The sequence below is a fragment of the Parabacteroides sp. AF17-28 genome, from assembly GCF_003479205.1.
Taxonomy (GTDB): domain Bacteria; phylum Bacteroidota; class Bacteroidia; order Bacteroidales; family Tannerellaceae; genus Parabacteroides; species Parabacteroides acidifaciens.
In genome coordinates this window covers 148,051-170,134 of sequence record NZ_QUGV01000004.1, presented here as the reverse complement: position 1 = coordinate 170,134, position 22,084 = coordinate 148,051, and the positions used below count along the sequence as shown (strand labels likewise).

Here is a 22,084-nt window from a genome sequence, read left to right as displayed (position 1 = left end):
GATGAGGTGTTGAAATAATTCTTGTTTTACAGTAAATGTATGTGGAGGTTATTTTGTTCACCTCTTTTTGAGAATAATCCCAAATGACGCAATTAGTCTATCTAACAGAGATTATTTCGGCTCACCCGATAATCATTGGGGATAAATAAATTCATTATTTGGCAAAAGAGAGCCTGCGGCAGAGGGAGCTTATTGTAAAAAACGTATTTTTCAGGTTCGAAAGACATCCGAAATAAAACAAATGTTAATCCGCTTTTTTGACCTCAAAAAGGGACTTTTTCCCCTTTTTTGAGTGTTTTTAGTCATTACGACCGTCCTCTTTGCCATCATGACCGTTCTAATGTGTAGTGCACTCGGCACCTCGCGAAGATTAGGACGGTCGTAATGGAGATTAGAACGGTCGTAATTGAAAAGAGGGCCGTCTTTAGGGCAAAAAAGCCCCTAAATTTCCTTGGGATATTTGGAACGCCGTCCGTTTTATTTTCAAATATTCGATTCTCCGGGAGTTAAGCTTTATCACTTTGCCGATATTTTCTGTTTTCGGTAATCAAATTGTACGCTTTTTCAGACAACCTGCGCACCTCACTCCATCTGTTGTCAGTAAAGAAGATTAAAACCGTGAAAAGAGTCAATCCAAAATGGATCAACTTTTCAGACGAAATAGAAAAACGCCAAAAAAGAGGGTTATTGTATAATTTGCCTCATCCTTGTGGTTATCCGGGTGAGCCATTATTTCAAGCTAATTATACTTGATGCCTAAAATTCTTATACATAACTAACTTATGTATTTAATTTATTTCTATATTTGCGGAGTAAACTTGGTGTTGAACTTAAAATTGTATGTCATGTTCTCGAATGAAATCTTAAAAGGAACGATTAAGCCGTTAATTATTAAACTTATAAACGATAATGGCAGAATGTATGGTTATCAGATTACGCAAAAGGTTAAAGAACTGTCTTCTGATAATATCATTCTCACGGAAGGTGCGTTGTACCCGGCTTTGCATAAATTGGTGAACGAGGGTATTTTAATTGTGGAAACTGAACAGATAGGAAACCGGGAAAGGAAATATTATTCTCTTTCTTGCTCACAGATGCAAGCGGCAACTTCTAAATTGGACGAAATAAAGCAGTCCATTCAAATACTTGTACAATTATTTGATATTCCTCAATCTGCTTATGACACTAAATGAAAACCAAACTCGGGAAGTAGAAACTTATCTGGTTAAAACCGGAATTGAAAGTCCGTTAGTGTTCAGTGATTTGCTCGATCATATCTGTTGTCTGATTGAGGAAAGAATGAACAATGGTGATACATTTGAAAATTCACTGAGCCATACGCTGGAACAGCAAACGGGGCTAAGACTAAAAAATATAGAGTTATTCACCTTAAAGTTGCTCAATATGGAAACTTCGTTCTCAACCCGTACCTCTTTACTTGCGGTCATTCCTTTTGGTGTGTTCGGCTTGGCGTGGACATTGGATATGGGAATAAATGCTCCCTATTCCATACTATCCATGACGTTCCTGGCATCGGTAATTCTGATGTATGCCCTTTTGTGTATTGGATGGATAAAAGAATTTCCCCGTTGGAGTTTTCCCGCGATTGGTTTCTGTCTGCTTTTCAGTGCGCTTTTTTCTTATGTGAGAATACCTTCATTCAGCGATGAAAAGTTGGGATTATGGTCGTGGTTCCCGTTATTTCTTACTATACTTATCGGTTTAATGTTCAATAGTTCGATTAAGCCATTAGAAGCGTTGGCAAAGAAAACAAAGGATGATCCGGTTTTGGTGGTGTTTGCCCTTTACGGTTTTGCCCCTGTATTTGTATCGTTCTTTACGGATGAAATACATTCAATGTGGATGCTGCCCTCTACGGTGCTCTCTGTTGTTGTCCTTTGTATCGGTCTGTACTTGTTCCTGAAAAGTAAAAGGAAGAAAACCCGTTTTATCTCCCTTATGTTATCAGGTATTCTATCCCTTTTAGTTACATCGATTTCAAGTTTTTTGTTCTGGACGTGATGCAATTTTAGACATACAATGATAAATAATATGGATATGCGCACGAATATTGCACTATTAATCGAACAGGCTGTAAATGTGGTTGACACAGATACGTTAAATACGAGTATTCGCCTGACTGATGAAGAGCAGTTATTTTTATGCAAGCACTTTGAACGGGTTGAACTTGATAAAAATGATTATCTGATAAGGAAGGGAGAAGTTGAGAATTATATTTATTTTATTGAATCGGGGATTTTCCGCTACTGGGTGTCCGGTATGGATAGCGATAAAGAGGTAACTTGTGGATTTTCCTTTTCCTGTGAATTTGCAAATGCTTATTCTTCCCTGAATAATAAGGAGCTTTCTGTCTTTAACGTACAGGCGTTGTGTAAATCTGTTATTTGGCGTTTGAGCAAGCGTAACTTATCTTATTTATATAAGACATCGCTTAATATAAATAAGATAATGAGGGTTACATTAGAATATGCTTTTGCAAGAAAAACAGTCCGTGAATTAAGTTTGTTAAGATATACGCCGGAAGAACGATATGTAAAACTGCTTGAAGGAGATAAAATGTTGTTACAAAATATTCCATTGAAATATATTGCTTCGTATATAGGAATAACGCCGCAAGCTCTTAGTTGCATTCGGAAACGAATTACTTAATCCGGATTAATTTCAAACTGCTTGAAGTTAATTCTAATTCATTGAATATTAAATAATTAGGCTGTATTTTTGCTCTGTATACAAACTCGGTCTCCGAGTGGGGTATATGGGGCTTTTTTATGCTTGGAATCGAGCTGAAGAATGAGAAGTTTAATTCAAATATTAATATTCATGAGAACAAAAATTATCTATCTGTTACTGGCATGGCTAATGTTAACTAATTTGTTTGCGCAAAGCGGAAATACGAGTAATGCCGGTTATAAAATCAGCGGTTGCGTATTGGATTCAGTGTCAAATGAATCTGTGCCATATGCAACCTTGAGGATTACATATGCGGATTCTCTGAAAAAAGCGATCCATTCATTTGTCTGTGACGAGAACGGAAATTTTACCGCAAAAGTAGCCAAGCCGGGCAACTACTTGCTGCTGGTAGAATCGGTAGGGAAAATAAAGCTAATCAGGTATTTCACTTTGGAGGGACAAAGGAATGAAATAGATCTGGGGGAGTTGTTGATGAAGGAGAATGTTCAGAAAATAAAAGAAGTAACCGTAAGTGCCCAAAGACCATTAGTGAAAGTCGATATAGATAAATTGACATATCGTATGGAGGATGATCCCGAATCTAAAACGAATAATACGCTGGAGATGCTTCGTAAGGTCCCGTTGGTAACAGTGGACGGGGACGATAAAATCCGACTGAAAGGTTCTTCCAATTATCAAATATTCTTGAATGGTAAACCTTCTAATCTATTAAGCGGTAACAATGCTTCGGAAGCTTTAAAAAGTATGCCTGCCAGCTCTATCAAAAACATAGAAGTGATTACTGATCCGGGCGCAAAATATGACGCCGAAGGTATCGGAGGAATTATAAATATTGTTACGGCAAAGAGCAAATTGCAAGGATACGCCGGAACTGTCCGTGCCAATACAAGCAGCTTCGGAACGTTCGGGGCTGGCGGTTATCTGGTTTTGAAGGGCGACAAACTCGGACTGACTGCAAATTACGGATATAATAATCGCAATATACCATGGTATGATTCACATACTGTCCGTGAAACAGAAAAAGATGTGATAGCAGGGGATATGCCGTCGAGATTGATTGAAAAGGGGCGTAGTAAAAATAGGGCACCGTTCCATTTTGGCTTTTTGGAAGCCAATTACGAAATAGATTCTCTGAACTTGTTAAGTATAGGGTTTAATCTGTTTAGGGGAAATTCAAATATACAATCTGAATTGGATGCGAGCTTGAATATGATTGGGGGTAAAGAATCGTCACAAGTATATAAATATAATCGTGAAAGCCTCTTTAAAAATAATTTCGGTTCAACAGATGTAAATATGGATTTCCAACATATGGGTAACAGAAAAAATGAATTTCTGACTTTATCTTATCGCTTCAGTCATTCGCCCGATGATAACGATAATCATACCAAATTGTCGGATGTCGCAAATTATTACCTTGTAAACGAATTTCCACAATGGAATATTAATGATGCCGCCACTTCGGAACATACTGCACAAGTTGATTATACAACTCCAACATGGAAAAATCAAACGATTGAGGGAGGTGTGAAATATATAAACCGTCAGAGTAAAAGTAAAACGTTGGAACAAGTTTACCGGCCTGATTCGGAGAGTTGGGAAGATGTTTCTGCCGAAAATAGTAAATTCAAACATATTCAACATATTTATGCTGCATATATAGGTTATCAGATGAAGATTAAGAAGCTGGGTGTCAAGATGGGATTACGCGGTGAAGGAACAAGTTTATCCGTTAAATATGTGAAAGCTCCCGATATGAATTTCAATGTCGACTATTTTGATATAATCCCTAATGTGGCACTTGCTTATCAGCTTGACAGGACATCACAAGTGCGCATCGGATATAATATGCGAATCCAGCGTCCGGGAATATCGTATCTGAATCCTTATATTGATAACACGAATCCGCAAGCCATCATGCAAGGAAATCCGAATCTGGAATCGGAAAAGAGTAACAACTACGATCTGAATTTTAGTAAATTCGGAAGAAAGTTCAGTATAAATGCAAGCCTTTATTATACTTATATTGATAATGCGATAGAAAGATATAGCGAGATTGCCGATTTTGAGATTTCAGATCCACGTTCCTTATATAACGGGGTGTTATGGAACAGTTACGGTAATATCGGGAAGAAAAGTCAGGTAGGGCTGTTTGTTTACGGAAATTTAAGTCCCGCCGGATTTGTGCGGGTATTCCTGAATGGAGGAGTGGACTATACGGACTTGGACAATAAAGCGAGGAATCTAAAAAACAGTGGTTTTGCCGGTCGGGTGATTGCCGGAGCACAATTTACCCTGCCAAAAGAGTTTTCTATCAATCTGCAAGGTGGTTATTTTACTCCCGCAATTATGCTACAGGGAAAGCAATCTTCATTCTATTTTGCAGGGATTAATGTTGGTAAAAGTTTCTTCAAAAAGAGATTGTCCGTATCGGTAAGCATGCAGAATCCATTCTGGAAAACAATGAGAATGGAAATGATAACAACCGGAGATGGATTCTCTTATGTTTCGACTAACTGGCGCAATTCACGAGAGTTTCGTTTAAGTGTTTCTTATCGTTTTGGAGCATTGAAGGAAAAAATAAAGAAAGTACAGCGTACTATAAAGAATGATGACCTCAAGGGAAGAAACAATAGCTCTAACACTGAAAGTTCTAAGGAAATGTAGTTTCGGAAAATAGAGTTCTAATCTATATACATAATTGTTTAATTTAAATTTTAAGGAAATGAAAAAGGTTAATTTAAAATTGTTCTTTACTGTCCTTGCAGTAGTTTTTGTGGGTTCTTATCTTCTTGGGGTGTTGAGATGGCAATGGGAATTTGCATCGGTGGTATATGGAATATTAAATGTTCCGTTCGGTGCATTGTTTATTTTGCTGGAAAAATATTTTTGGATAGAACTGGGACCGTCGCATTGGGTGAATGATGAAATAACGAATACTTTATTTTGGGGAATATCAGTTGTTTTTCAAGCTGTACTCTATTATTATATTATATTTCGATATTTCAGATTTAAGCAGAAGTAAAATAGACTTTAGTCGTTGTTTATATTAAACATGAAAAAGGATGCACGACAATGGGCATCCTTTTCTACTTCTGCTTTATTTTCTTTTTATTTGAATACCAGCACTCTTTTGTCCAACGGTTTGATTTCTTTCGGTCCCGGTTCTTCTGTCGGCGTTCCGAAAGGCATTTGGGCGATGAGTTCCCATTTAGGGTCGAGTTTCCATTCTGCGCATACGGTGTCGTCGATTAGCGGATTGTAATGTTGCAGGGATGCGCCCAGGCCGGCATCTTCCAACATGGTCCAGATGGCTAATTGGTGCATGGCGGAAGTCTGTTGCGCCCAGATGGGGAATTTATCGTGGTAGGTCGGGAATGAATCCTGCAATTGTTCGATTACGGCTTTATCTTCGAAAAACAGAATCGTTCCGTATCCGGCAGCCAGACTACCGTCGATTTTGGCTTCTGTCCCTTTGAATACTTCGGCTGAAACCAGCCGTTGCAGTGTCTCCTTTGTGATCTCCCAAAGCCGTTTATGGTTCTTGCCTAATAACAACACAATGCGGGTTGATTGTGAGTTAAAGGCGGAAGGGACGTTCATAACAGCGAAGTCTATTATTTCTTTGATCTGTTCGTCTGATATCGGAGAACTGTTCGTGATATGGTAATACGTTCTGCGATGTCTCAATGCTTCTTTAAAATCTCGTGCCATAATTAATTTGTTTTATTTTATGTTCCTTTTAAATAAGAACCTTCGGATGATTGGATTTGTTGCGAAAAAGACCGGCCGTTTTTGATATGATGCCATAGAAATAATCTATGATGGAAAGATTTCCGGTGAAAAGGGCTATCTTTGTCTGGCAAAAATGGAAAGATAATGATTGGGAGGAAGTTACCTGCTGTTTTTGGGATTGTGTTTGTGGTGTGGGTGATCATACAGGTTTGCCTGGTGGTGAAGTATTGGGATATGCCGAACCATGATGATGCCTATTTTTATGCCAAATATGCGACGGAATGTATAGAGGCGGGGACTTGGTATCCGGCACCGCATAACCTGTATAACCCGTTTGTTTTTGGCCCCGGATATGTCAATCTGCTTATCGGTATTCATTCTCTTCTCGGATCATTCTCTTTTGTCCGCCTGCTGAATCTGTTATTGAACATTGCGATGGTGTTCGAGGTGTTGATCTTGGCCCGGAAACTTTTTAATGAGCGAATCGGGTATATCTCTTCCATTATTTATATGTTGATCTATTCGAATCTTTATACTCCGATTGCCATGTTGACCGATCTGCCGTTTACGTTCCTGTTGCTGACAGCGTTGCTGCTGTGTACCAGCCGTAAGCTGTTGCCGATAGCGGTGGCGGGTGTGATGATCAGTCTGGCGAACTGGTTCCGGCCGTTGGCGATTGTCTTTTTATTGGTGATAATTGTCCATTTCATCGTGGAAAAGAGGGGATGGCGCCAGTATGCGGCATTGGCATTACCGCTCGTGCTGACTGTTTTTCTGATCGGGCAGAGTGCAAAGGCAAGAACCGGCCATTTCGTTTATCAGGCGGTTTCCGGCGGATTTAATCTGGCGATGAGCTCATTTGACGATGCAAACGGGCTGGTTAACTTTAAGGGTTTCGCTGATCCTGATAATTACATTTATCTGCCTCCCGGCGATTATACCTACATGGAGCGCGACAGTTTGCTGAAGCGTGCGTCGGTTCGCTGGATACTGGATAATCCGTTGAAATATCTTTCGCAGGTGCCGTTCAAGTTGGCGGCTTTGTATTGCGAAGATACTTGGACGGAACGGGTAAAGCCCGATATGGGATTTAGAGTGGTACTTTCGAATGTAGAGGGCAATGGGTTAAAAATGATGGAGTTAATAGTAGCGCTGTTTTTGAAGAGTCTGGTCTATTATCTGGTCCTTTTCTTCTTCCTTTACTACGTTTGGGTGAACCGGCGCGACCTGTTGCGGCAGCGGAATGTCTATTTGCTGATCCCTGTTTTGGGAACGGCTGTGACGTTGCTTTTTGTGATCACGTCCCGCTATCATTATCCCTATCTTTTTGCGATAACGGTTTATGCGGCAGCAGGGTTTGATACTCTTATACAGAATAAATTAAGGAAAAATAGCAGAAAGAGCTGATTTATTTATTGATTTCTTGTGTTTAAATCAAAATAATTAGTACCTTTGTGCCCCGTAAAAGAAGAGAAACTCTATTAGAATCTTTGTTTTTGTTCAAGATGCAGTGCAAAAAGGGAAGACAGATAGCAGGAGTTGACTTAAATTTCGTAATATTAAAAAGAAAGATTAGCGATGTCTAAAATTTGTCAAATTACCGGAAAGAAAGCAATGGTTGGCAACAACGTTTCTCACTCTAAGAGAAGAACGAAACGTAAGTTTGATGTGAACCTGTTTACTAAAAAGTTCTACTGGGTAGAACAGGACTGTTGGGTTAGCCTGAATATTTCAGCCGCTGGCTTGCGTACTATCAATAAACTTGGTTTGGATGCAGCAATTAAGAAAGCTGCTGAAAAAGGTTATTTAAACGCTTAATTTGAGGAGGAAATAAGAAATGGCAAAGAAAGCAAAAGGTAACAGAGTTCAGGTGATTCTTGAATGCACTGAGCACAAAGAAAGTGGTATGCCGGGTACTTCTCGTTATATCACAACTAAGAACAGAAAGAATACAACTCAGAGATTGGAGCTGATGAAGTACAATCCTATCCTGAAGAAGATGACGTTACACAAAGAAATTAAGTAAGAGGAGATTAAACAATGGCAAAAAAAGCGGTTGCAACATTTAAGAAAGGTGACGGTCGTACCTATTCTAAAGTAATCAAGATGGTTAAGTCCCCGAAGACCGGTGCTTACATCTTCCAGGAAGAAATGATTCCTAACGAAGCTGTTAAAGATTATTTCGCGAAATAATAGAGCGTAATAGATAATAGAAAGAGAGGTTTTTCCCGATGATGGGAGAAACCTCTTTTTTTGTTCCCGTACGGATGGTTATATGGAATATTTTCCTAATTTTGTGTGGCCGAATATAATAAAAACAATATAATAATTAAGAACCATGAGATTTGATGTATCCAGCACTGCGCTGTTATCACGCTTGCAGTCTATTAGCAAAGTTATTGCTTCTAAGAATTCATTGCCTATCCTGGACAGTTTCCTTTTTAACCTGGAAGGTAATAAACTGACTATAACAGCTTCGGATGCTGAAACACGTCTGGTAACATCTGTCGACGTGATGAATGCACAGGGAAGCGGGCTTTTTGCCGTTTCTGCAAAAATCTTACTTGACCCGTTGAAAGAGTTGCCTGAGCAACCGTTGACTTTCGATATCAACGACGGAAACCTGGAGATCTTTATCCATTTCCAGAATGGTAAATATAATTTTATCGGGCAGAAAGGGGATACTTATCCGCAGCAGAAACCCTTGAACGAGAATGCTATTTCCGTTACGATGGATGCGCAGATGTTGTTGAACGGTATTAGTCGTTCTCTCTTTGCCACTGCTGACGACGAGCTTCGTCCGGTCATGAACGGTGTTTACTTCGATATCCATACGGACGATCTGACTTTTGTCGCTTCCGACGGGCATAAACTGGTGCGCCTGCGCAATCTTTCGGTGAAATCGCCGGAAAGAGCATCTTTCATTTTACCGAAGAAGCCGGCTAACATCCTGAAAGGGTTGCTTTCGAAAGAGGAAGAAGCGGTTGTCATCAAGTTCGACGATAATAACGCCTATGTACGCTGTTCGAACTTCGAAATGGTTTGCCGCCTGATCGAAGGACGTTATCCGAACTATAACAGTGTGATCCCGCAGGAAAACCCGTTCAAGGTGACGATCGACCGCGTGTCTTTCCTGAACGCCCTGAAGCGTGTATCCGTCTTTTCTAATCCGGCAAGCAGCCTTGTGAAGTTGCAGTTGAAAGAAAGCGAGATGGTGGTTTCCGCCCAGGACATCGATTTCTCTACTTCCGCTGAAGAAAAGATCGTTTGCAACTTCGACGGAACGGAATTGAGCATTGGCTTTAAAGCTACTTACCTGATTGAAATATTGAGCAACATCAACTCGGAAGAGGTGATACTCGAACTGGCTGATCCTTCACGCGCCGGCCTGATCGTTCCTTCTGAAAACGAAGAGAATGAAGACCTGCTGATGCTGCTGATGCCTATGATGTTGAATGATTAATACATAAGAAATGCAGTTAAACCTGAAAAACCCGTTAGTCTTCTTTGATTTGGAGACTACGGGTATTAATATTGTAAAAGACCGTATCGTCGAAATCTCTTTTGTGAAGGTTCACCCGAACGGAAAAGAAGAGTCTAAAACGAGACGGATCAATCCGGAAATGCCCATTCCACCGGAATCTACGGCTATCCATGGCATTACGGATGAAGATGTAAAAGACTGTCCTACTTTTAAAGAAATAGCCAAATCGCTGGCAGCCCAGATTGAAGGGTGCGACCTGGCCGGATACAACTCCAACCGTTTTGATATTCCATTGTTGGCAGAAGAGTTTCTTCGTGCCGGTGTTGATATCGATCTCAATAAACGCAAGTTTGTGGATGTGCAGACCATTTTCCATAAGATGGAACAGCGTACGCTTGCCGCAGCCTATAAGTTCTATTGCGACAAAAGCCTTGAAAATGCCCATACGGCGGAGGCCGATACAATGGCAACTTATGAAGTGCTGAAGGCGCAACTGGACCGCTATCCGGAGTTGCAGAACGACATCAATTTCCTTTCCCAATATTCGAGCTATGGCAATAATGTGGACTTCGCAGGCCGTATGGTTTACAACGACAAGGGAGAAGAGGTGATTAACTTCGGTAAATATAAAGGCCGTTTGGTGGAAGAGGTGCTGAAGAACGATCCGGGCTATTATTCCTGGATCATGAATGGCGATTTCCCATTGAACACCAAGAAGATGTTGACAGAAATTAAATTGAGAGGTTTTAATTCAAAATAAGAACAATGAATAATTTTGAGTTCTGTAACCCTGTAAAGGTTGTTTTTGGCAAAGGTTCCATTGCCCGTTTGTCTGCTTTGATTCCCGAAGGGAGCAAGGTTTTGATGGTGTATGGAGGCGGAAGCATTAAGAAAAACGGCATCTATGAGCAAGTGACGGATGCCTTGAAAGGTTTTGATGTAACGGAGTTTCCCGGCATAGAGGCGAATCCGCATTACGAGACCTGCATGAAGGCAGTGGAGATCGTCAGGGAAAAGAAGATTGATTTTCTGTTGGCTGTAGGCGGTGGTTCGGTGATCGACGCTACGAAGTTTATTGCCGTTTCCGTCGGCTTTGAAGGTGATCCCTGGGATATTCTTTCAAAAGGCGGCCAGATAAAGAGTGCGTTGCCTTTGGGTACGGTGCTTACGTTGGCGGCTACCGGCTCGGAGATGAACGAACGTTCGGTTATTTCGCGTGTGTCGACCCGTGAGAAACTGAATTTCGCCAGTCCGCTGATCTTTCCGAAATTCTCTGTCCTGGACCCGGAAGTAACCTATTCATTGCCTGCCCGTCAAGTGGCGAACGGGGTTGTCGACTCCTTTATTCATGTCGTAGAACAATATCTGACCTATCCGGTCAATGCGAAAGTGCAGGATGCTTTTTCAGAAGGTCTGATGCGTGTTATCCACGAAGAAGGATTAAAAGTACTGGATCAGCCGAACGATTACGATATCCGTGCCAATCTGATGTGGGCGGCAACCAATGCGCTGAATGTCTGGATAGGCCAGGGAGTTCCGCAAGACTGGTCGTCGCATCGTATGGGCTATTCGCTGACGGCGCAGTTCGGGTTGGATCATGCACAGACACTTGCCATCCTTTTGCCGGGCGTCATGACTTATATGTTTAAAGAGAAACAGGTGAAACTGGCTCGTATGGGTGAGGTCGTATTCGGTATTACCGAAGGTTCGGAAGAGGAACGTGCGCATAAAACCATTGCAGCCTGTGAAGACTTCTTCCGCCGGATGGGATTGAAAACACGCCTCGACGAGTGCGGCATCACGGAAAAAGATCTGGATGCACTGGCTGCCCCTGTCGACAAGCAGGGATGGAAGTTAGGCGAACATCATAACATCGACAGTAAGGTGGCTCGCGAGATTATGGCGCTGCGCTTGTAATCACTCTCCCGTTCTTATGGGAAAAAAGTTCCATGCCTATGAAACAAAAGTTCCATGCCTATGGAAATAAAGTTTCATGCCCATGGAACAAAAGTTTCATGCTTATGAAATTCCGGTTTTGTCCGGAGAGATACAGAAATGGGTTATGGAGAATAATTTAAAAGGTAAACATATCATATTAGGTATAACCGGGAGTATTGCGGCTTATAAAGCAGCTTATATCATCCGTTCGCTGGTCAAGAAAGGGGCGGAGGTCCAGGTTGTCATTACGCCTGCCGGGAAAGAATTTATTACGCCGCTTACTTTATCGACTTTGAGCAGCCATCCGGTGATCAGCGAGTTTTTCTCGAACCGCGACGGGACATGGAACAGCCATGTCGATCTTGGCCTTTGGGCGGATGTCATGCTGATCGCTCCGGCTACGGCTTCGACGATCGGGAAGATGGCAAACGGCATTGCCGACAATATGCTGATTACCACTTACCTGTCTTGTAAAGCGCCTGTATTCGTTGCTCCGGCAATGGATCTGGATATGTTTGCACATCCTTCCACACAGCAGAACCTGGATCGTCTCCGTTCATTCGGAAACCGTATCATCGAGCCTGCCGAAGGAGAGCTTGCCAGTCACCTGGTTGGCAAGGGACGTATGGAAGAACCGGATAAGATCGTGGCTGCATTGGAGGATTTCTTTGCTTCCCAAACACAACTCGAAAAAAAAAAGATTGTAATAACTGCCGGTCCGACATATGAAAAGATCGATCCTGTACGTTTTATAGGTAACTATTCTTCCGGAAAGATGGGATTTGCGCTGGCGGAAGCCTGTGCGCAGCAGGGAGCGGAGGTAACGCTGATAGCGGGTCCGGTTTCCCTGAAAACGGTTCATCCGAACATTAAAAGGGTCGATGTCGAGTCTGCCGAAGAGATGTATCAGGCTGCTATGGCGGCTTTTCCGGAGGCGGATGCAGGTATCCTTTGTGCCGCTGTCGCGGATTATCGTCCGGATGTGCAGGCTGCCGAAAAGATCAAGCGGGAGACGAAAGGAGAGATGACGCTTCGCCTGGTCCCGAACAAGGACATTGCCGCCTCGCTGGGAGCTATCAAGCGGGAAGGGCAGGTGCTGGTCGGGTTCGCGCTCGAAACGAATGATGAAGCTGCTCATGCCGAAGGTAAGCTGAAGCGGAAAAATCTCGATTTCATCGTGCTCAACTCGTTGAGAGATGCAGGTGCCGGTTTCCGTTGCGATACGAACAAGATCACCATCATCGACAAGGAAGGAGAGTCGGTCGCTTATCCGCTGAAGAGCAAACAGGGAGTGGCTACCGATATCGTAAACAAATTGGCAACGTTATTAAAATGAAAATGATTAGGAGATTGTTATGTATATGCTTGCTGGGCGCAGCTCCCTTTTGGGGCGAGGCGCAGGAGTTGAATGCCCGTATCACGATCAACAGTGATAAGATACAGAGTACCAACAAACAGGTATTCACCACCCTGCAAACTGCGTTGAACGAGTTTGTCAATAACAAGAAGTGGACGGACGCTACTTTCGCAGTGAACGAACGCATCGACTGTACCATGACTCTTATCATCAATGAAGTCGTGTCGGACAATAGTTTTAAGGGCGAAATTCAGGTACAGGCCCGCCGCCCGGTCTATAATTCCAGTTATACGACTACGATACTGAACTACCGCGATACGGATCTTTCTTTCGATTATACCGAATTCGAGCCGTTGGAATATACGGAAAATACGTTGAGCAGCAACCTGATTGCTACCGTTGTCTATTATATTTACACGATCCTCGGACTCGATTTCGACAGCTTTTCACCGAAAGGTGGCGGTGCTTTCCTGCAGCAGGCGCAACAGATCGTCAGCCTGGCACAGTCACAGCCTTCGTGGACCGGCTGGAAAGCCTTCGAGAACGACCGGAACCGTCACGCATTGGCAACTGCATTGAGCGATAATACTTCCGATCTTTTCCGTGATATGTGGTACAATTATCATCGTAAAGGTCTCGATGAAATGGCGGCAAATCCGGATCGCGGACGTACGACCATCATCGGTCTGCTTCCTGTCCTGGAACAGATCAAAAGTGCCCGTCCGACTTCTCCATTGCTCCAGATGTTTGCCGATGCGAAACTGGATGAAGTTGTCCTGATCTATTCGAAGGCAACGACACAGGAGAAGCAGGATGGCTATAAAATGCTGTCCAACCTTTATCCGGCTCTTACGACACGTATGGAATCGCTTAAAAAGTAATCTGAAACAACTATGCTGAAATCTTTATTTATACGGAACTTTGTTCTGATAGATAGCCTGGATATTAAGTTTGACAAAGGCTTTTCGGTGATAACCGGTGAGACGGGAGCCGGAAAGTCCATCATATTGGGCGCCCTGTCGCTGGTGCTCGGACAGCGTGCGGACGGAAAGAGTATTAAGAACGGTTCGGAAAAATGCGTGATAGAGGCTGTCTTTGATGTGTCCCGGTATAAGTTAGAAGAATTCTTCCAGTCCAACGACTTGGAATATGACGCAGAGGTCTGTATCCTCCGCCGGGAACTGTTTGCTTCGGGTAAATCCCGCGCTTTTGTCAATGATTCTCCCGTTTCGCTCACGGTGATAAAGGAACTGGGAAGCCGCCTGATCGATATCCATTCGCAACACCAGAATCTTCTGTTGGGGGATAACCGCTTTCAGTTGAAAGTGATCGATGTAATGGCCGAAAATGATATATTGCTGATCCTTTACCGCAAGGAATACACCCGTTACCTGTCTTTGAAAAGGGAGTTGAAGGAACTGACAGAGAAAGCAGCCCAAACCAAGCAGGAAGAAGATTATGTCCGTTTCCAGTTGGAACAGTTGACAGAAGCCAATCTTGTTGTCGGCGAACAGGAAGAACTCGAACAGGAACTGGAAACCCTTTCCCATGCGGAAGAGATAAAAGGTTCTCTCTATAAGATCACACAATTGCTGAACGGAGAAGAGCAGGGAGCTGTCCAACTGATCAAAGAAGCCCTTTCCACCGCAGACAGCCTGGAACGCTACTATCCGAAAGCAAAGGAAATCGCGGAACGACTGCGCTCTGCTTATATCGACATGAACGACCTGGCATCCGAAACGGAGGTGCAAAAGGAAGACATCGAGTTTAACCCGGAACGTCTGGATTGGGTGAACGACCGCCTCAATACGCTTTATACCTTGGAACAGAAACACCGTGTTTCGACCGTCGAGGAGCTGATCGAGCAACAGGATAAATATACGGAACAGTTGAAAGAGATCGATTCGTTTGACGATCAGATCGAATCGTTGAAGAAGCAGTTGGAAGTCTCTCATCAGGAGCTGCTTCAGCAAGCCGCCGTGTTGAGCGAACAGCGCAAGATCGCATCGAGGGCAATCGCTTCGCAACTGGTGGAGATGATCGTTCCGTTAGGGATGCCGAATACGCGTTTTGCCATCGACTTTGTTGCCCGACCGGAGCCGGAAAGCGATGGAATGGACGAAATCCGGTTTATGTTCTCTGCCAATAAGAGTGCGGAACTGCAACCGGTGGCGCAGACGGCTTCCGGTGGTGAAATATCGCGCCTGATGTTATGCATCAAGGCTATGATTGCCGGATTTACGGCTTTGCCTGCTATTATCTTTGATGAAGTCGACACGGGAGTTTCCGGCGATATTGCCGATAAAATGGGCGATATCATGCAGGAATTAGGAACAAAGATGCAGGTATTCGCCATTACCCATCTTCCCCAGATCGCAGCAAAAGGAAAAGAGCATTATTTTGTTTATAAGGAAGATACGGAGGACCGGACAGTAACCCGTATCAAGAAATTGAATAAGGAAGAACGTGTGAAGGAGATCGCGCGCATGCTGAGTGGCGCTTCGTTGACCGGTGCTTCCATTGCCAATGCGAAAGAATTATTGAAAGCGAAGAATTAAACCTTTCCATCGATGGATGGTCATAATAGCAAGATGATATAATTGCTAACTTAAAAAGTAGAGTGACATGAAGAGATTGAGTATTATATTAATGGTAGTCCTTTTCTGCAGCTTGCAGGGACACGCACAATTCTGGATCAGCTTCGGATGGAACGAACCGCATTGCCAGAATTGCCTTTGGATGGAACAGGCAATCCGTATGACAAGCCGCCAGGCAGCCGAGTATCACAAGATCATCCATAAATACGGAGAGAAGATAGAACGTGAGGCACGCCGGAATTACCGCTATTGGGACCAGTCAGCCCAGAAGATTTACAAGTTAAGGATGGAACGCGACCGGAAATTGCAGCGTATCCTTTCGCCTTCGCAGTTCCGGTTGTATGTCCGTTTCGTCCGCGAAACACCGACACGTATCCATGACTGGCGCGGTTGGTATGATAATCCGCATTATCCGAATTACCGCCCGTCGAATATCTGTCATCGTTACGAAGATCATTACTGGCATGGCCAGTGGGAATATGCGAACAACCGGTGGACTAATCACTTTGACGATGGAAAATGGTATCCCGGCAAGTATGACCGCCCGGGGCATAACCATTCAAAACCGGCACCTAATAATGTCCGTCCGCCCCACAATAACAATCGCCCCAATCATGACGGAGGTCGTCCCCATTTCGATGACCATAAAAATAAACAGAACAAGGATAAGCGCGATAACGGCAAATACGACAAGAAGCGCCCGGACCGTGATAAAGACAAACATTACGACAAGAGTAAAAAGGATAATAAAGATAATAAACGCTCGGACAAGGATCGTACAAACAGTCGTCAACGTACGAACACTCGAAAGAGCATGGAGAAAAGTGTTTGATAAATGGGTTTTAGAGTGAACAGACGCACCCTGCTTTTTATAGCCGGGTGCATTTGGATAATAGCAGGCGTCAATATCTTACGGATCGGCATCGTCACTTGGCTGAATGATGCCCATTATTGGTTGTTTAAGATGGGAGAGGCGACTGTTGTTTTTCTACTCTTCTTCCAATTCGTATTCCGCCGCCTGTTTGTCAAGCATTCGGAACGTATTTCACAAAAAGGAGAAAAGAATTGTCCTTTCTCCTTCTTTGATGTCAAAGGCTGGATCGTGATGATCTTTATGATTACTTTCGGAATCACCATCCGTCACTTCCATCTGCTTCCCAACTCGTTTATTTCCGTTTTCTATACCGGTCTTTCGTCTGCATTGATTATTACCGGTCTGCTGTTTCTGCGGCGGGCTTATTTATTTCCCCACCAAAAGCTGGAGGGCAATAGCTAAGATAAAGTAGCTGATATAGCTAAATCTTTGTATCTTTGCCCGACGAAAAGAAAAGACATAGAATAATGAAGGAAAACGAAATGGTGTTTGGCATCCGTGCCGTGATCGAGGCTGTCCAGGCCGATAAAGAGATTGATAAAATATTGGTGAAACGCGAATTGCAGGGTGACTTGTCCCGTGAACTTTTCGACGTGTTGAAAGGGCGCGACATACCCGTGCAGCGTGTGCCGGCTGAACGTCTGGATCGTCTGACACGCAAGAACCACCAGGGAGTGATCGCGTTCATCCCGGCTGTTACCTATCAGCGTCTGGAAGATATCATACCGTTTGTGTATGAACAAGGGAAGAATCCTTTTATCGTGTTGCTGGACGGCATTACCGATGTCCGCAATTTCGGAGCGATAGCCCGTACCTGCGAGTGTGCCGGTGTGGACGCCATTGTGATTCCCCAGAAAGGAAGCGTTACGGTGAATGCCGATGCGATCAAGACGTCGGCCGGTGCGCTTCACGTTTTGCCCGTCTGCAAGGAAAAGAGTATTTCGCAGGCAATCCGTTTCCTGCAGGAATCCGGAGTGAAAGTCTATGCCGCCAGCGAAAAGGCTTACGAGAATTATACCGCTATTAAATATGAAGGTCCTGTTGCCATCGTGATGGGAGCTGAAGATACGGGCGTTTCCATGGATAACCTCCGCATCTGCGACAGCATGGTGAAGATACCGCAGTTTGGCACGATCGGCTCGTTGAACGTCTCGGTGGCCTCTTCCATCCTGATTTATGAAGTAGTCCGCCAGCGGATGAACGAACAAGCACAATAAACATCACTAAAATAAAGAGACAATGAAGAAAGTAATCGCAACAAAAAACGCGCCTGCCGCTATCGGCCCGTACAGCCAAGCTGTACAAGTAGGGAATATGCTTTTTGCTTCCGGCCAGTTAGGCATGGATCCGGCAACAGGCAACTTCGTTGAAGGCGGAGTAAAAGAACAGACTGTGCAAGCATTCAAGAATGTCCATGCAATCCTGGCAGAAGCCGGGCTCAGCATCAACGATGTTGTGAAGACGACTGTTTTCCTGGCCGACATGGGTGACTTTGCCGCCATGAATGAAGTTTATGCTTCCCAGTTCGAAGGAACATTTCCTGCCCGTTCGGCTGTAGCTGTCAAGACGCTGCCGAAGAATGGCCTGGTCGAGATCGAAGTCATTGCCGTAAAATCATAAAAATAGGACACTAAAGTTTCACCTGTTTCCTTAGGGTGAAACTTTAGTTTCTCCGGCATGAAACAAAAGTTTCTTCCAGAGGGAACAAAAGTTTCTTCGGCGTGAAACTTTTCTTTCACTTAAGCATATCTGGTGAATTTATACTGCTTACGCAGTTCTGCCTGCTCTTCCTTGCTCAAGGAAGTAAAATACTTTCTCCATCCCGGACAATAGTCGATGTGCCAACGCCAGAATCTTCCGATTAATGATTTTGGGGCTTTGTCATACTTGGCCCGTAACGGGCACTTAGTGCATACATGTTTCATGAGAATTAAAATTTAAAAGTGTTACGCTTTTCTTATCATGGCCGAAAGCTCCTCGAAGCGTCGTTGCATCGGTGTTCCGGTTACTAATTCTTTATGCGGGAAATTCTTGTCGAACGCAGCGGCTGCGGTTTCATCAATCTCATAGATCGTATCTTCAAAATAACGCCCTTTGGCATCGGCCAGTGCATTATCATATAATTCGCAAACGTGGAGTGCGGTCATATACATATTATCGGCAGTCCGTATGCCCAAGGTTTCGGCCGGTATAAATCCTTGCCGCAGGTAATAGTCCGGGTCTCCGCACAATAAGATGGCACGAAATCCCATTTTACGGGCGATGTCTTTAGTCTGTTCTATCAGCTTGCCGCCAATACCTTTGCGTTGGTATTCGGGAAGGACGGAGATCGGGCCTAAGCTCAGCACTTCATAGTCGTTGCCATTATCCGCTTTGATAACTGCTTTGAGGCAGACGGCGTTTCCGACGATTTTGCCGTCACACTCTGCAACGATGTCAAGTTCCGGCACGAAGCTCGGGCAGTTGCGCATGATGTGCAGTAAGTAATGTTCATAACAGCCCGGGGAATAGTGGTTCCAAAAGGCTTCCCGTGTTACATATTCCGTTTCGGAATAATCCGAAGGTTGCTCAAGTCTAAGTGTTATATTCATATTGGTTATATAAGATTTCATTTACCAAATAATTTTCCGACCAAGTCTTTCTTCCCGATCTTTTGCAACGCCTGCGTGATCTGGCGGCGGAACTCCGGCTTATACCAGAAGAAGAACTGCCGTTGTGCCAGCTTTTGTTCTTTGGTATGGGCGGTGTACACTTTTTCGAGCGTATAGGGATGATAGCCTGTGTAATACATCTCGGTTGCCAGCGTCATAGGCGTAGGCGTGAAGTCCTGTACCTGTTCCAGTTGGAAATGCAGTTTCTTGGTCTGGATAGCTAAGTTTGCCATGTCCGCCTCCGTACAACCGGGATGGCTGGAGATGAAATAGGGAATCAGCTGCTGGTTCAAGCCGTGTTGCTTGTTTACACGGTCGAATATCTTTTTGAATTGTCCGAAAAGCTCGAAAGAGGGCTTACGCATCATCTTCAATACATTATCCTCGGTGTGTTCGGGCGCCACTTTGAGGCGGCCGGATACATGGCGGGCGATTAGCTCTTCCGTATAGCTCTGGGCTGTCTTATTCAGATTCTCATCTGCATAGCGGTGCAAGAGCAGGTCGTAACGGATACCGCTTCCGATAAAAGAACGCTTGATTCCCGGCAGACTGTCCACCTCTTTATAGATATCTAATAACGGTGAATGGTCTGCATTCAAGTTTTTGCAGACGACGGGAGAGATGCAGGATGGTTTCTTGCACTGGGCACAGATGTCCGGATTCTTCCCTTTCATCCGGTACATATTGGCGGAAGGGCCTCCGAGATCGCTCAGGTAGCCTTTGAAATCGGGCATTTGGGTAATCTCTTTCACCTCTTTCAAAATAGATTCCTTGCTGCGGGATGCAATAAACTTTCCCTGATGCGCCGAGATCGTGCAGAATGCGCAGCCGCCGAAGCATCCCCGGTGGATATTTACCGAGAATTTGATCATCTCGAAAGCCGGTATCGTCTTCCCTTTATACTTGGGATGGGGCAGGCGCGTGTAGGGCAGATCGAATGAAGCGTCGATCTCTTCTTCCGTCATCGGCGGGAAGGGAGGATTCACGACTATGGTCTGTTTCCCTGTTTTTTGCAGGATGCGCGAGGCATGCTGCTTGTTGGATTCTTCTTCTATATGCTTGAAGTTCTTTGCCTGTTTCAGCTTGTCGCGCAGACATTCTTCGTGCGAAAAGAGATTGATGTCGTCCGGTAGCGGTTCTATCGTATCAGTCAGATAAGCTGTCTGGCGAATGTCTTTGAGCTCATGGAAAGGAGTTCCTGCCTGCAGCCGGGTGACCAGTTCTTTGAGGGGAAGCTCTCCCATACCATAAATCAACAAGTCGGCCGGGCTGTCCTTCAGAATACCCGGAAGCAATTTGTCCTGCCAGTAATCATAATGCGTCACACGGCGCAAGGAGGCTTCGATACCTCCTAATACGACAGGAACATCCGGGTAAATCTCTTTCAATATCTTTGTATAAACAATACTGGGATAATCCGGGCGCATACCTGCCCGGCGATCCGGTGTGTAAGCATCGTCGCTGCGCAGTCGTTTGTTAGCCGTATAGTGATTGATCATCGAATCCATCGCTCCGGCAGAGACGCCGAAGAAGAGGCGGGGAGCTCCTAACTTCTTAAAATCACGATAATCTCCGCGCCAGTCCGGTTGTGGCACAATGGCAACGCGCAGTCCCATCGACTCGAGCGTCCGTCCGACAACAGCCGCCCCGAACGAAGGATGGTCCACATACGCATCCCCGCTGAAAAGCACCACATCTATATAATCCCATCCGCGAGCTTCAACTTCTTTCTTGGTAGTCGGCAACCAAGCCTCCGGTCTGAATGTCTTCATATCTGCAAAGATACGAATTTCCTGCCGAAATAGAGTTACAAGATTAAGATTGTAGAGAAGAGAGAGTTTGCTTAAAAGTAAAGTTTACTTTACTTTTTGTCTGTTTTATTTGTTTTAATGTAAAATACACTTTACATTTGTGGCATTACAAATACTTGAATATTATGAAAGCAAATTATCTTTTTCCTGCCGTCTTCAGGAAGATAGGCTGGAGCTTATTAATCCCGTTCGGGTTGTTAAGCATTTACTGTTTGTATGTATTTAATTACGGATCGGATGGATTTCAATTGTTTCAGTTTCCGCCGTTTAACCATTCTCCCGAGCAAAGGGGTTTTATCGATGTTTTGCTGGATGTGGGTGAAAATGGGGCTTTGGATGAAATTGCTTCGATCGGTTTGGCCGTTTCTCTCTTGTTTGTAGGTTTTTCAAGAGAGAAAGATGAAGATGAGTGCATAGCCAGGATTCGTATGAACTCTTTGGTTTGGGCTATATTGGTTAATTATTTATTGCTGATCCTGGCTACCATATTTATATATGGCGCTGCCTATCTGAGTGTCGCATTTGTCGGGTTGTTCACTGTTCTGATATTTTTTATTGTAAAATACAGATGGGATTTGTATCAATTTAAAAAGAATGGAGTAGAAGATGAATAATACGATACGGGTGGAAAGAGCAATCAAGAAGATGACGCAACAGCAGTTGGCGGAAGCGACAAGTGTGAGCCGCCAAACGATCAATGCGATAGAGTCGGGCAAGTATATTCCCTCTACTGTCCTGGCATTGAAGATTGCCGGTATTTTCGGGAAGCATGTGGATGATATCTTCCAACTGGAAGATACGGACTGAGCCGATATAACTTTTGCTTATGGGAGATAGGAATTAATGATTGGCAAGGGATTTTTAAACTGTTTATCTTTGCAAAGGAAATAAGAATTAAGGTTTCCGGGCGAACTTTATGGAGCCC

At 44.0% G+C, this 22,084-nt stretch carries 25 protein-coding genes; 21 read left to right on the top strand and 4 right to left on the bottom strand.

Annotated features, from left to right (window positions below; translation table 11 throughout):
* The first annotated feature begins 845 nt into the window (after window positions 1-845).
* From DWW90_RS04280 to DWW90_RS04260, 5 genes are all read left to right on the top strand, one after another.
* Entirely contained in the window at window positions 846-1,193 is a 348-nt protein-coding gene (locus tag DWW90_RS04280; RefSeq protein ID WP_122344119.1) for a PadR family transcriptional regulator, read from the top strand.
* Window positions 1,180-2,022 (top strand): hypothetical protein, encoded by an 843-nt coding sequence (locus DWW90_RS04275; RefSeq protein WP_122344118.1) that lies wholly within the window; start codon window positions 1,180-1,182, stop codon window positions 2,020-2,022. The genes DWW90_RS04280 and DWW90_RS04275 overlap by 14 nt, the downstream gene beginning before the upstream one ends.
* 36 nt (window positions 2,023-2,058) lie before the next feature.
* Entirely contained in the window at window positions 2,059-2,670 is a 612-nt protein-coding gene (locus DWW90_RS04270; RefSeq protein WP_122344181.1) for a Crp/Fnr family transcriptional regulator, read from the top strand.
* 171 nt (window positions 2,671-2,841) lie between these two features.
* Window positions 2,842-5,379 carry an outer membrane beta-barrel family protein gene (locus DWW90_RS04265; RefSeq protein WP_122344117.1) on the top strand — a complete coding sequence of 846 codons (2,538 nt, stop codon included), beginning with the start codon at window positions 2,842-2,844 and terminating at the stop codon, window positions 5,377-5,379.
* Window positions 5,380-5,437: 58 nt separating this feature from the next.
* Window positions 5,438-5,737 carry a hypothetical protein gene (locus tag DWW90_RS04260; protein ID WP_122344116.1) on the top strand — a complete coding sequence of 100 codons (300 nt, stop codon included), beginning with the start codon at window positions 5,438-5,440 and terminating at the stop codon, window positions 5,735-5,737.
* An 86-nt stretch (window positions 5,738-5,823) separates the two neighbouring features.
* Here DWW90_RS04260 and DWW90_RS04255 read toward each other — a convergent pair whose 3' ends face one another.
* Window positions 5,824-6,426: a nitroreductase family protein gene (locus tag DWW90_RS04255; protein WP_115497774.1), complete on the bottom strand. Its 603-nt coding sequence runs from the start codon at window positions 6,424-6,426 to the stop codon at window positions 5,824-5,826.
* A gap of 165 nt (window positions 6,427-6,591) precedes the next feature.
* Here DWW90_RS04255 and DWW90_RS04250 point away from each other — a divergent pair, with 165 nt between their 5' ends.
* The 14 genes from DWW90_RS04250 to DWW90_RS04185 all read left to right on the top strand — a co-directional run bounded on the left by DWW90_RS04250 (window position 6,592) and on the right by DWW90_RS04185 (window position 18,317).
* Entirely contained in the window at window positions 6,592-7,854 is a 1,263-nt protein-coding gene (locus tag DWW90_RS04250; RefSeq protein WP_122344115.1) for a glycosyltransferase family 39 protein, read from the top strand.
* A gap of 171 nt (window positions 7,855-8,025) precedes the next feature.
* Window positions 8,026-8,265, top strand: coding sequence for a 50S ribosomal protein L28 (gene rpmB / locus DWW90_RS04245; protein WP_005638129.1), 240 nt, complete (start codon window positions 8,026-8,028; stop codon window positions 8,263-8,265).
* A gap of 19 nt (window positions 8,266-8,284) precedes the next feature.
* Window positions 8,285-8,473 (top strand): 50S ribosomal protein L33, encoded by a 189-nt coding sequence (gene rpmG, locus DWW90_RS04240; protein ID WP_005642977.1) that lies wholly within the window; start codon window positions 8,285-8,287, stop codon window positions 8,471-8,473.
* Window positions 8,474-8,487: 14 nt separating this feature from the next.
* Entirely contained in the window at window positions 8,488-8,640 is a 153-nt protein-coding gene (locus DWW90_RS04235) for a DUF4295 domain-containing protein (protein WP_005638125.1), read from the top strand.
* A gap of 145 nt (window positions 8,641-8,785) precedes the next feature.
* On the top strand, window positions 8,786-9,910 hold the full coding sequence (gene dnaN / locus DWW90_RS04230; protein WP_122332627.1) for a DNA polymerase III subunit beta: 1,125 nt from the start codon (window positions 8,786-8,788) through the stop codon (window positions 9,908-9,910).
* A 10-nt stretch (window positions 9,911-9,920) separates the two neighbouring features.
* On the top strand, window positions 9,921-10,691 hold the full coding sequence (locus tag DWW90_RS04225; RefSeq protein WP_115497771.1) for a 3'-5' exonuclease: 771 nt from the start codon (window positions 9,921-9,923) through the stop codon (window positions 10,689-10,691).
* 5 nt (window positions 10,692-10,696) lie between these two features.
* Complete coding sequence (locus DWW90_RS04220; RefSeq protein ID WP_122344114.1) at window positions 10,697-11,848, top strand: iron-containing alcohol dehydrogenase; 1,152 nt, start codon at window positions 10,697-10,699, stop codon at window positions 11,846-11,848.
* A 145-nt stretch (window positions 11,849-11,993) separates the two neighbouring features.
* On the top strand, window positions 11,994-13,205 hold the full coding sequence (gene coaBC, locus DWW90_RS04215) for a bifunctional phosphopantothenoylcysteine decarboxylase/phosphopantothenate--cysteine ligase CoaBC (RefSeq protein WP_122344180.1): 1,212 nt from the start codon (window positions 11,994-11,996) through the stop codon (window positions 13,203-13,205).
* The gene (locus tag DWW90_RS04210; RefSeq protein WP_122344113.1) at window positions 13,202-14,107 is read left to right on the top strand and encodes a DUF4835 family protein; all 906 of its coding nucleotides are present in this window, start codon (window positions 13,202-13,204) and stop codon (window positions 14,105-14,107) included. The genes coaBC and DWW90_RS04210 overlap by 4 nt, the downstream gene beginning before the upstream one ends.
* Before the next feature lie 12 nt (window positions 14,108-14,119).
* On the top strand, window positions 14,120-15,784 hold the full coding sequence (recN, locus tag DWW90_RS04205; RefSeq protein ID WP_122344112.1) for a DNA repair protein RecN: 1,665 nt from the start codon (window positions 14,120-14,122) through the stop codon (window positions 15,782-15,784).
* A gap of 67 nt (window positions 15,785-15,851) precedes the next feature.
* Window positions 15,852-16,655 carry a hypothetical protein gene (locus DWW90_RS04200; protein ID WP_122344111.1) on the top strand — a complete coding sequence of 268 codons (804 nt, stop codon included), beginning with the start codon at window positions 15,852-15,854 and terminating at the stop codon, window positions 16,653-16,655.
* Between the two features lie 3 nt (window positions 16,656-16,658).
* Window positions 16,659-17,099 carry a hypothetical protein gene (locus DWW90_RS04195; RefSeq protein ID WP_115497766.1) on the top strand — a complete coding sequence of 147 codons (441 nt, stop codon included), beginning with the start codon at window positions 16,659-16,661 and terminating at the stop codon, window positions 17,097-17,099.
* A 65-nt stretch (window positions 17,100-17,164) separates the two neighbouring features.
* Window positions 17,165-17,914: a 23S rRNA (guanosine(2251)-2'-O)-methyltransferase RlmB gene (gene rlmB / locus DWW90_RS04190; RefSeq protein WP_122332633.1), complete on the top strand. Its 750-nt coding sequence runs from the start codon at window positions 17,165-17,167 to the stop codon at window positions 17,912-17,914.
* Window positions 17,915-17,936: 22 nt separating this feature from the next.
* Window positions 17,937-18,317, top strand: coding sequence for a RidA family protein (locus DWW90_RS04185; RefSeq protein WP_122344110.1), 381 nt, complete (start codon window positions 17,937-17,939; stop codon window positions 18,315-18,317).
* A gap of 119 nt (window positions 18,318-18,436) precedes the next feature.
* Here the strand turns inward: DWW90_RS04185 and DWW90_RS20620 are convergent, their stop codons facing one another.
* The 3 genes from DWW90_RS20620 to DWW90_RS04170 are packed head-to-tail and all read right to left on the bottom strand — an operon-like array spanning window position 18,437 to window position 21,120.
* The gene (locus DWW90_RS20620) at window positions 18,437-18,622 is read right to left on the bottom strand and encodes a hypothetical protein (protein WP_115497762.1); all 186 of its coding nucleotides are present in this window, start codon (window positions 18,620-18,622) and stop codon (window positions 18,437-18,439) included.
* A gap of 21 nt (window positions 18,623-18,643) precedes the next feature.
* Window positions 18,644-19,288 carry a GNAT family N-acetyltransferase gene (locus tag DWW90_RS04175; protein ID WP_122344179.1) on the bottom strand — a complete coding sequence of 215 codons (645 nt, stop codon included), beginning with the start codon at window positions 19,286-19,288 and terminating at the stop codon, window positions 18,644-18,646.
* 17 nt (window positions 19,289-19,305) lie between these two features.
* Window positions 19,306-21,120, bottom strand: a complete 1,815-nt coding sequence (locus tag DWW90_RS04170; protein ID WP_122344109.1) for a YgiQ family radical SAM protein — start codon at window positions 21,118-21,120, stop codon at window positions 19,306-19,308.
* A 164-nt stretch (window positions 21,121-21,284) separates the two neighbouring features.
* On the opposite strand from DWW90_RS04170, the gene DWW90_RS04165 reads away from it, so the two are divergent.
* Both DWW90_RS04165 and DWW90_RS04160 read left to right on the top strand, forming a co-directional pair.
* The gene (locus DWW90_RS04165) at window positions 21,285-21,773 is read left to right on the top strand and encodes a hypothetical protein (protein WP_115497811.1); all 489 of its coding nucleotides are present in this window, start codon (window positions 21,285-21,287) and stop codon (window positions 21,771-21,773) included.
* Window positions 21,766-21,966, top strand: coding sequence for a helix-turn-helix transcriptional regulator (locus DWW90_RS04160; RefSeq protein WP_122344108.1), 201 nt, complete (start codon window positions 21,766-21,768; stop codon window positions 21,964-21,966). Before DWW90_RS04165 ends, DWW90_RS04160 begins: the two co-directional genes overlap by 8 nt.
* Window positions 21,967-22,084 lie beyond the last annotated feature (118 nt).

Coding starts and splice junctions, on each gene's coding strand:
- DWW90_RS04185 (WP_122344110.1), top strand. CDS start 17,937: ATGAAGAAAGTAATCGCAACAAAAAACGCGCCTGCCGCTATCGGCCCG.
- DWW90_RS04235 (WP_005638125.1), top strand. CDS start 8,488: ATGGCAAAAAAAGCGGTTGCAACATTTAAGAAAGGTGACGGTCGTACC.
- DWW90_RS04250 (WP_122344115.1), top strand. CDS start 6,592: ATGATTGGGAGGAAGTTACCTGCTGTTTTTGGGATTGTGTTTGTGGTG.
- rpmB (WP_005638129.1), top strand. CDS start 8,026: ATGTCTAAAATTTGTCAAATTACCGGAAAGAAAGCAATGGTTGGCAAC.
- recN (WP_122344112.1), top strand. CDS start 14,120: ATGCTGAAATCTTTATTTATACGGAACTTTGTTCTGATAGATAGCCTG.
- DWW90_RS04270 (WP_122344181.1), top strand. CDS start 2,059: ATGCGCACGAATATTGCACTATTAATCGAACAGGCTGTAAATGTGGTT.
- coaBC (WP_122344180.1), top strand. CDS start 11,994: ATGGAGAATAATTTAAAAGGTAAACATATCATATTAGGTATAACCGGG.
- DWW90_RS20620 (WP_115497762.1), bottom strand. CDS start 18,622: ATGAAACATGTATGCACTAAGTGCCCGTTACGGGCCAAGTATGACAAA.
- DWW90_RS04220 (WP_122344114.1), top strand. CDS start 10,697: ATGAATAATTTTGAGTTCTGTAACCCTGTAAAGGTTGTTTTTGGCAAA.
- DWW90_RS04210 (WP_122344113.1), top strand. CDS start 13,202: ATGAAAATGATTAGGAGATTGTTATGTATATGCTTGCTGGGCGCAGCT.
- DWW90_RS04265 (WP_122344117.1), top strand. CDS start 2,842: ATGAGAACAAAAATTATCTATCTGTTACTGGCATGGCTAATGTTAACT.
- DWW90_RS04200 (WP_122344111.1), top strand. CDS start 15,852: ATGAAGAGATTGAGTATTATATTAATGGTAGTCCTTTTCTGCAGCTTG.
- dnaN (WP_122332627.1), top strand. CDS start 8,786: ATGAGATTTGATGTATCCAGCACTGCGCTGTTATCACGCTTGCAGTCT.
- DWW90_RS04225 (WP_115497771.1), top strand. CDS start 9,921: ATGCAGTTAAACCTGAAAAACCCGTTAGTCTTCTTTGATTTGGAGACT.
- DWW90_RS04170 (WP_122344109.1), bottom strand. CDS start 21,120: ATGAAGACATTCAGACCGGAGGCTTGGTTGCCGACTACCAAGAAAGAA.
- rpmG (WP_005642977.1), top strand. CDS start 8,285: ATGGCAAAGAAAGCAAAAGGTAACAGAGTTCAGGTGATTCTTGAATGC.
- DWW90_RS04165 (WP_115497811.1), top strand. CDS start 21,285: ATGAAAGCAAATTATCTTTTTCCTGCCGTCTTCAGGAAGATAGGCTGG.
- rlmB (WP_122332633.1), top strand. CDS start 17,165: ATGAAGGAAAACGAAATGGTGTTTGGCATCCGTGCCGTGATCGAGGCT.
- DWW90_RS04195 (WP_115497766.1), top strand. CDS start 16,659: ATGGGTTTTAGAGTGAACAGACGCACCCTGCTTTTTATAGCCGGGTGC.
- DWW90_RS04175 (WP_122344179.1), bottom strand. CDS start 19,288: ATGAATATAACACTTAGACTTGAGCAACCTTCGGATTATTCCGAAACG.
- DWW90_RS04275 (WP_122344118.1), top strand. CDS start 1,180: ATGACACTAAATGAAAACCAAACTCGGGAAGTAGAAACTTATCTGGTT.
- DWW90_RS04260 (WP_122344116.1), top strand. CDS start 5,438: ATGAAAAAGGTTAATTTAAAATTGTTCTTTACTGTCCTTGCAGTAGTT.
- DWW90_RS04280 (WP_122344119.1), top strand. CDS start 846: ATGTTCTCGAATGAAATCTTAAAAGGAACGATTAAGCCGTTAATTATT.
- DWW90_RS04255 (WP_115497774.1), bottom strand. CDS start 6,426: ATGGCACGAGATTTTAAAGAAGCATTGAGACATCGCAGAACGTATTAC.
- DWW90_RS04160 (WP_122344108.1), top strand. CDS start 21,766: ATGAATAATACGATACGGGTGGAAAGAGCAATCAAGAAGATGACGCAA.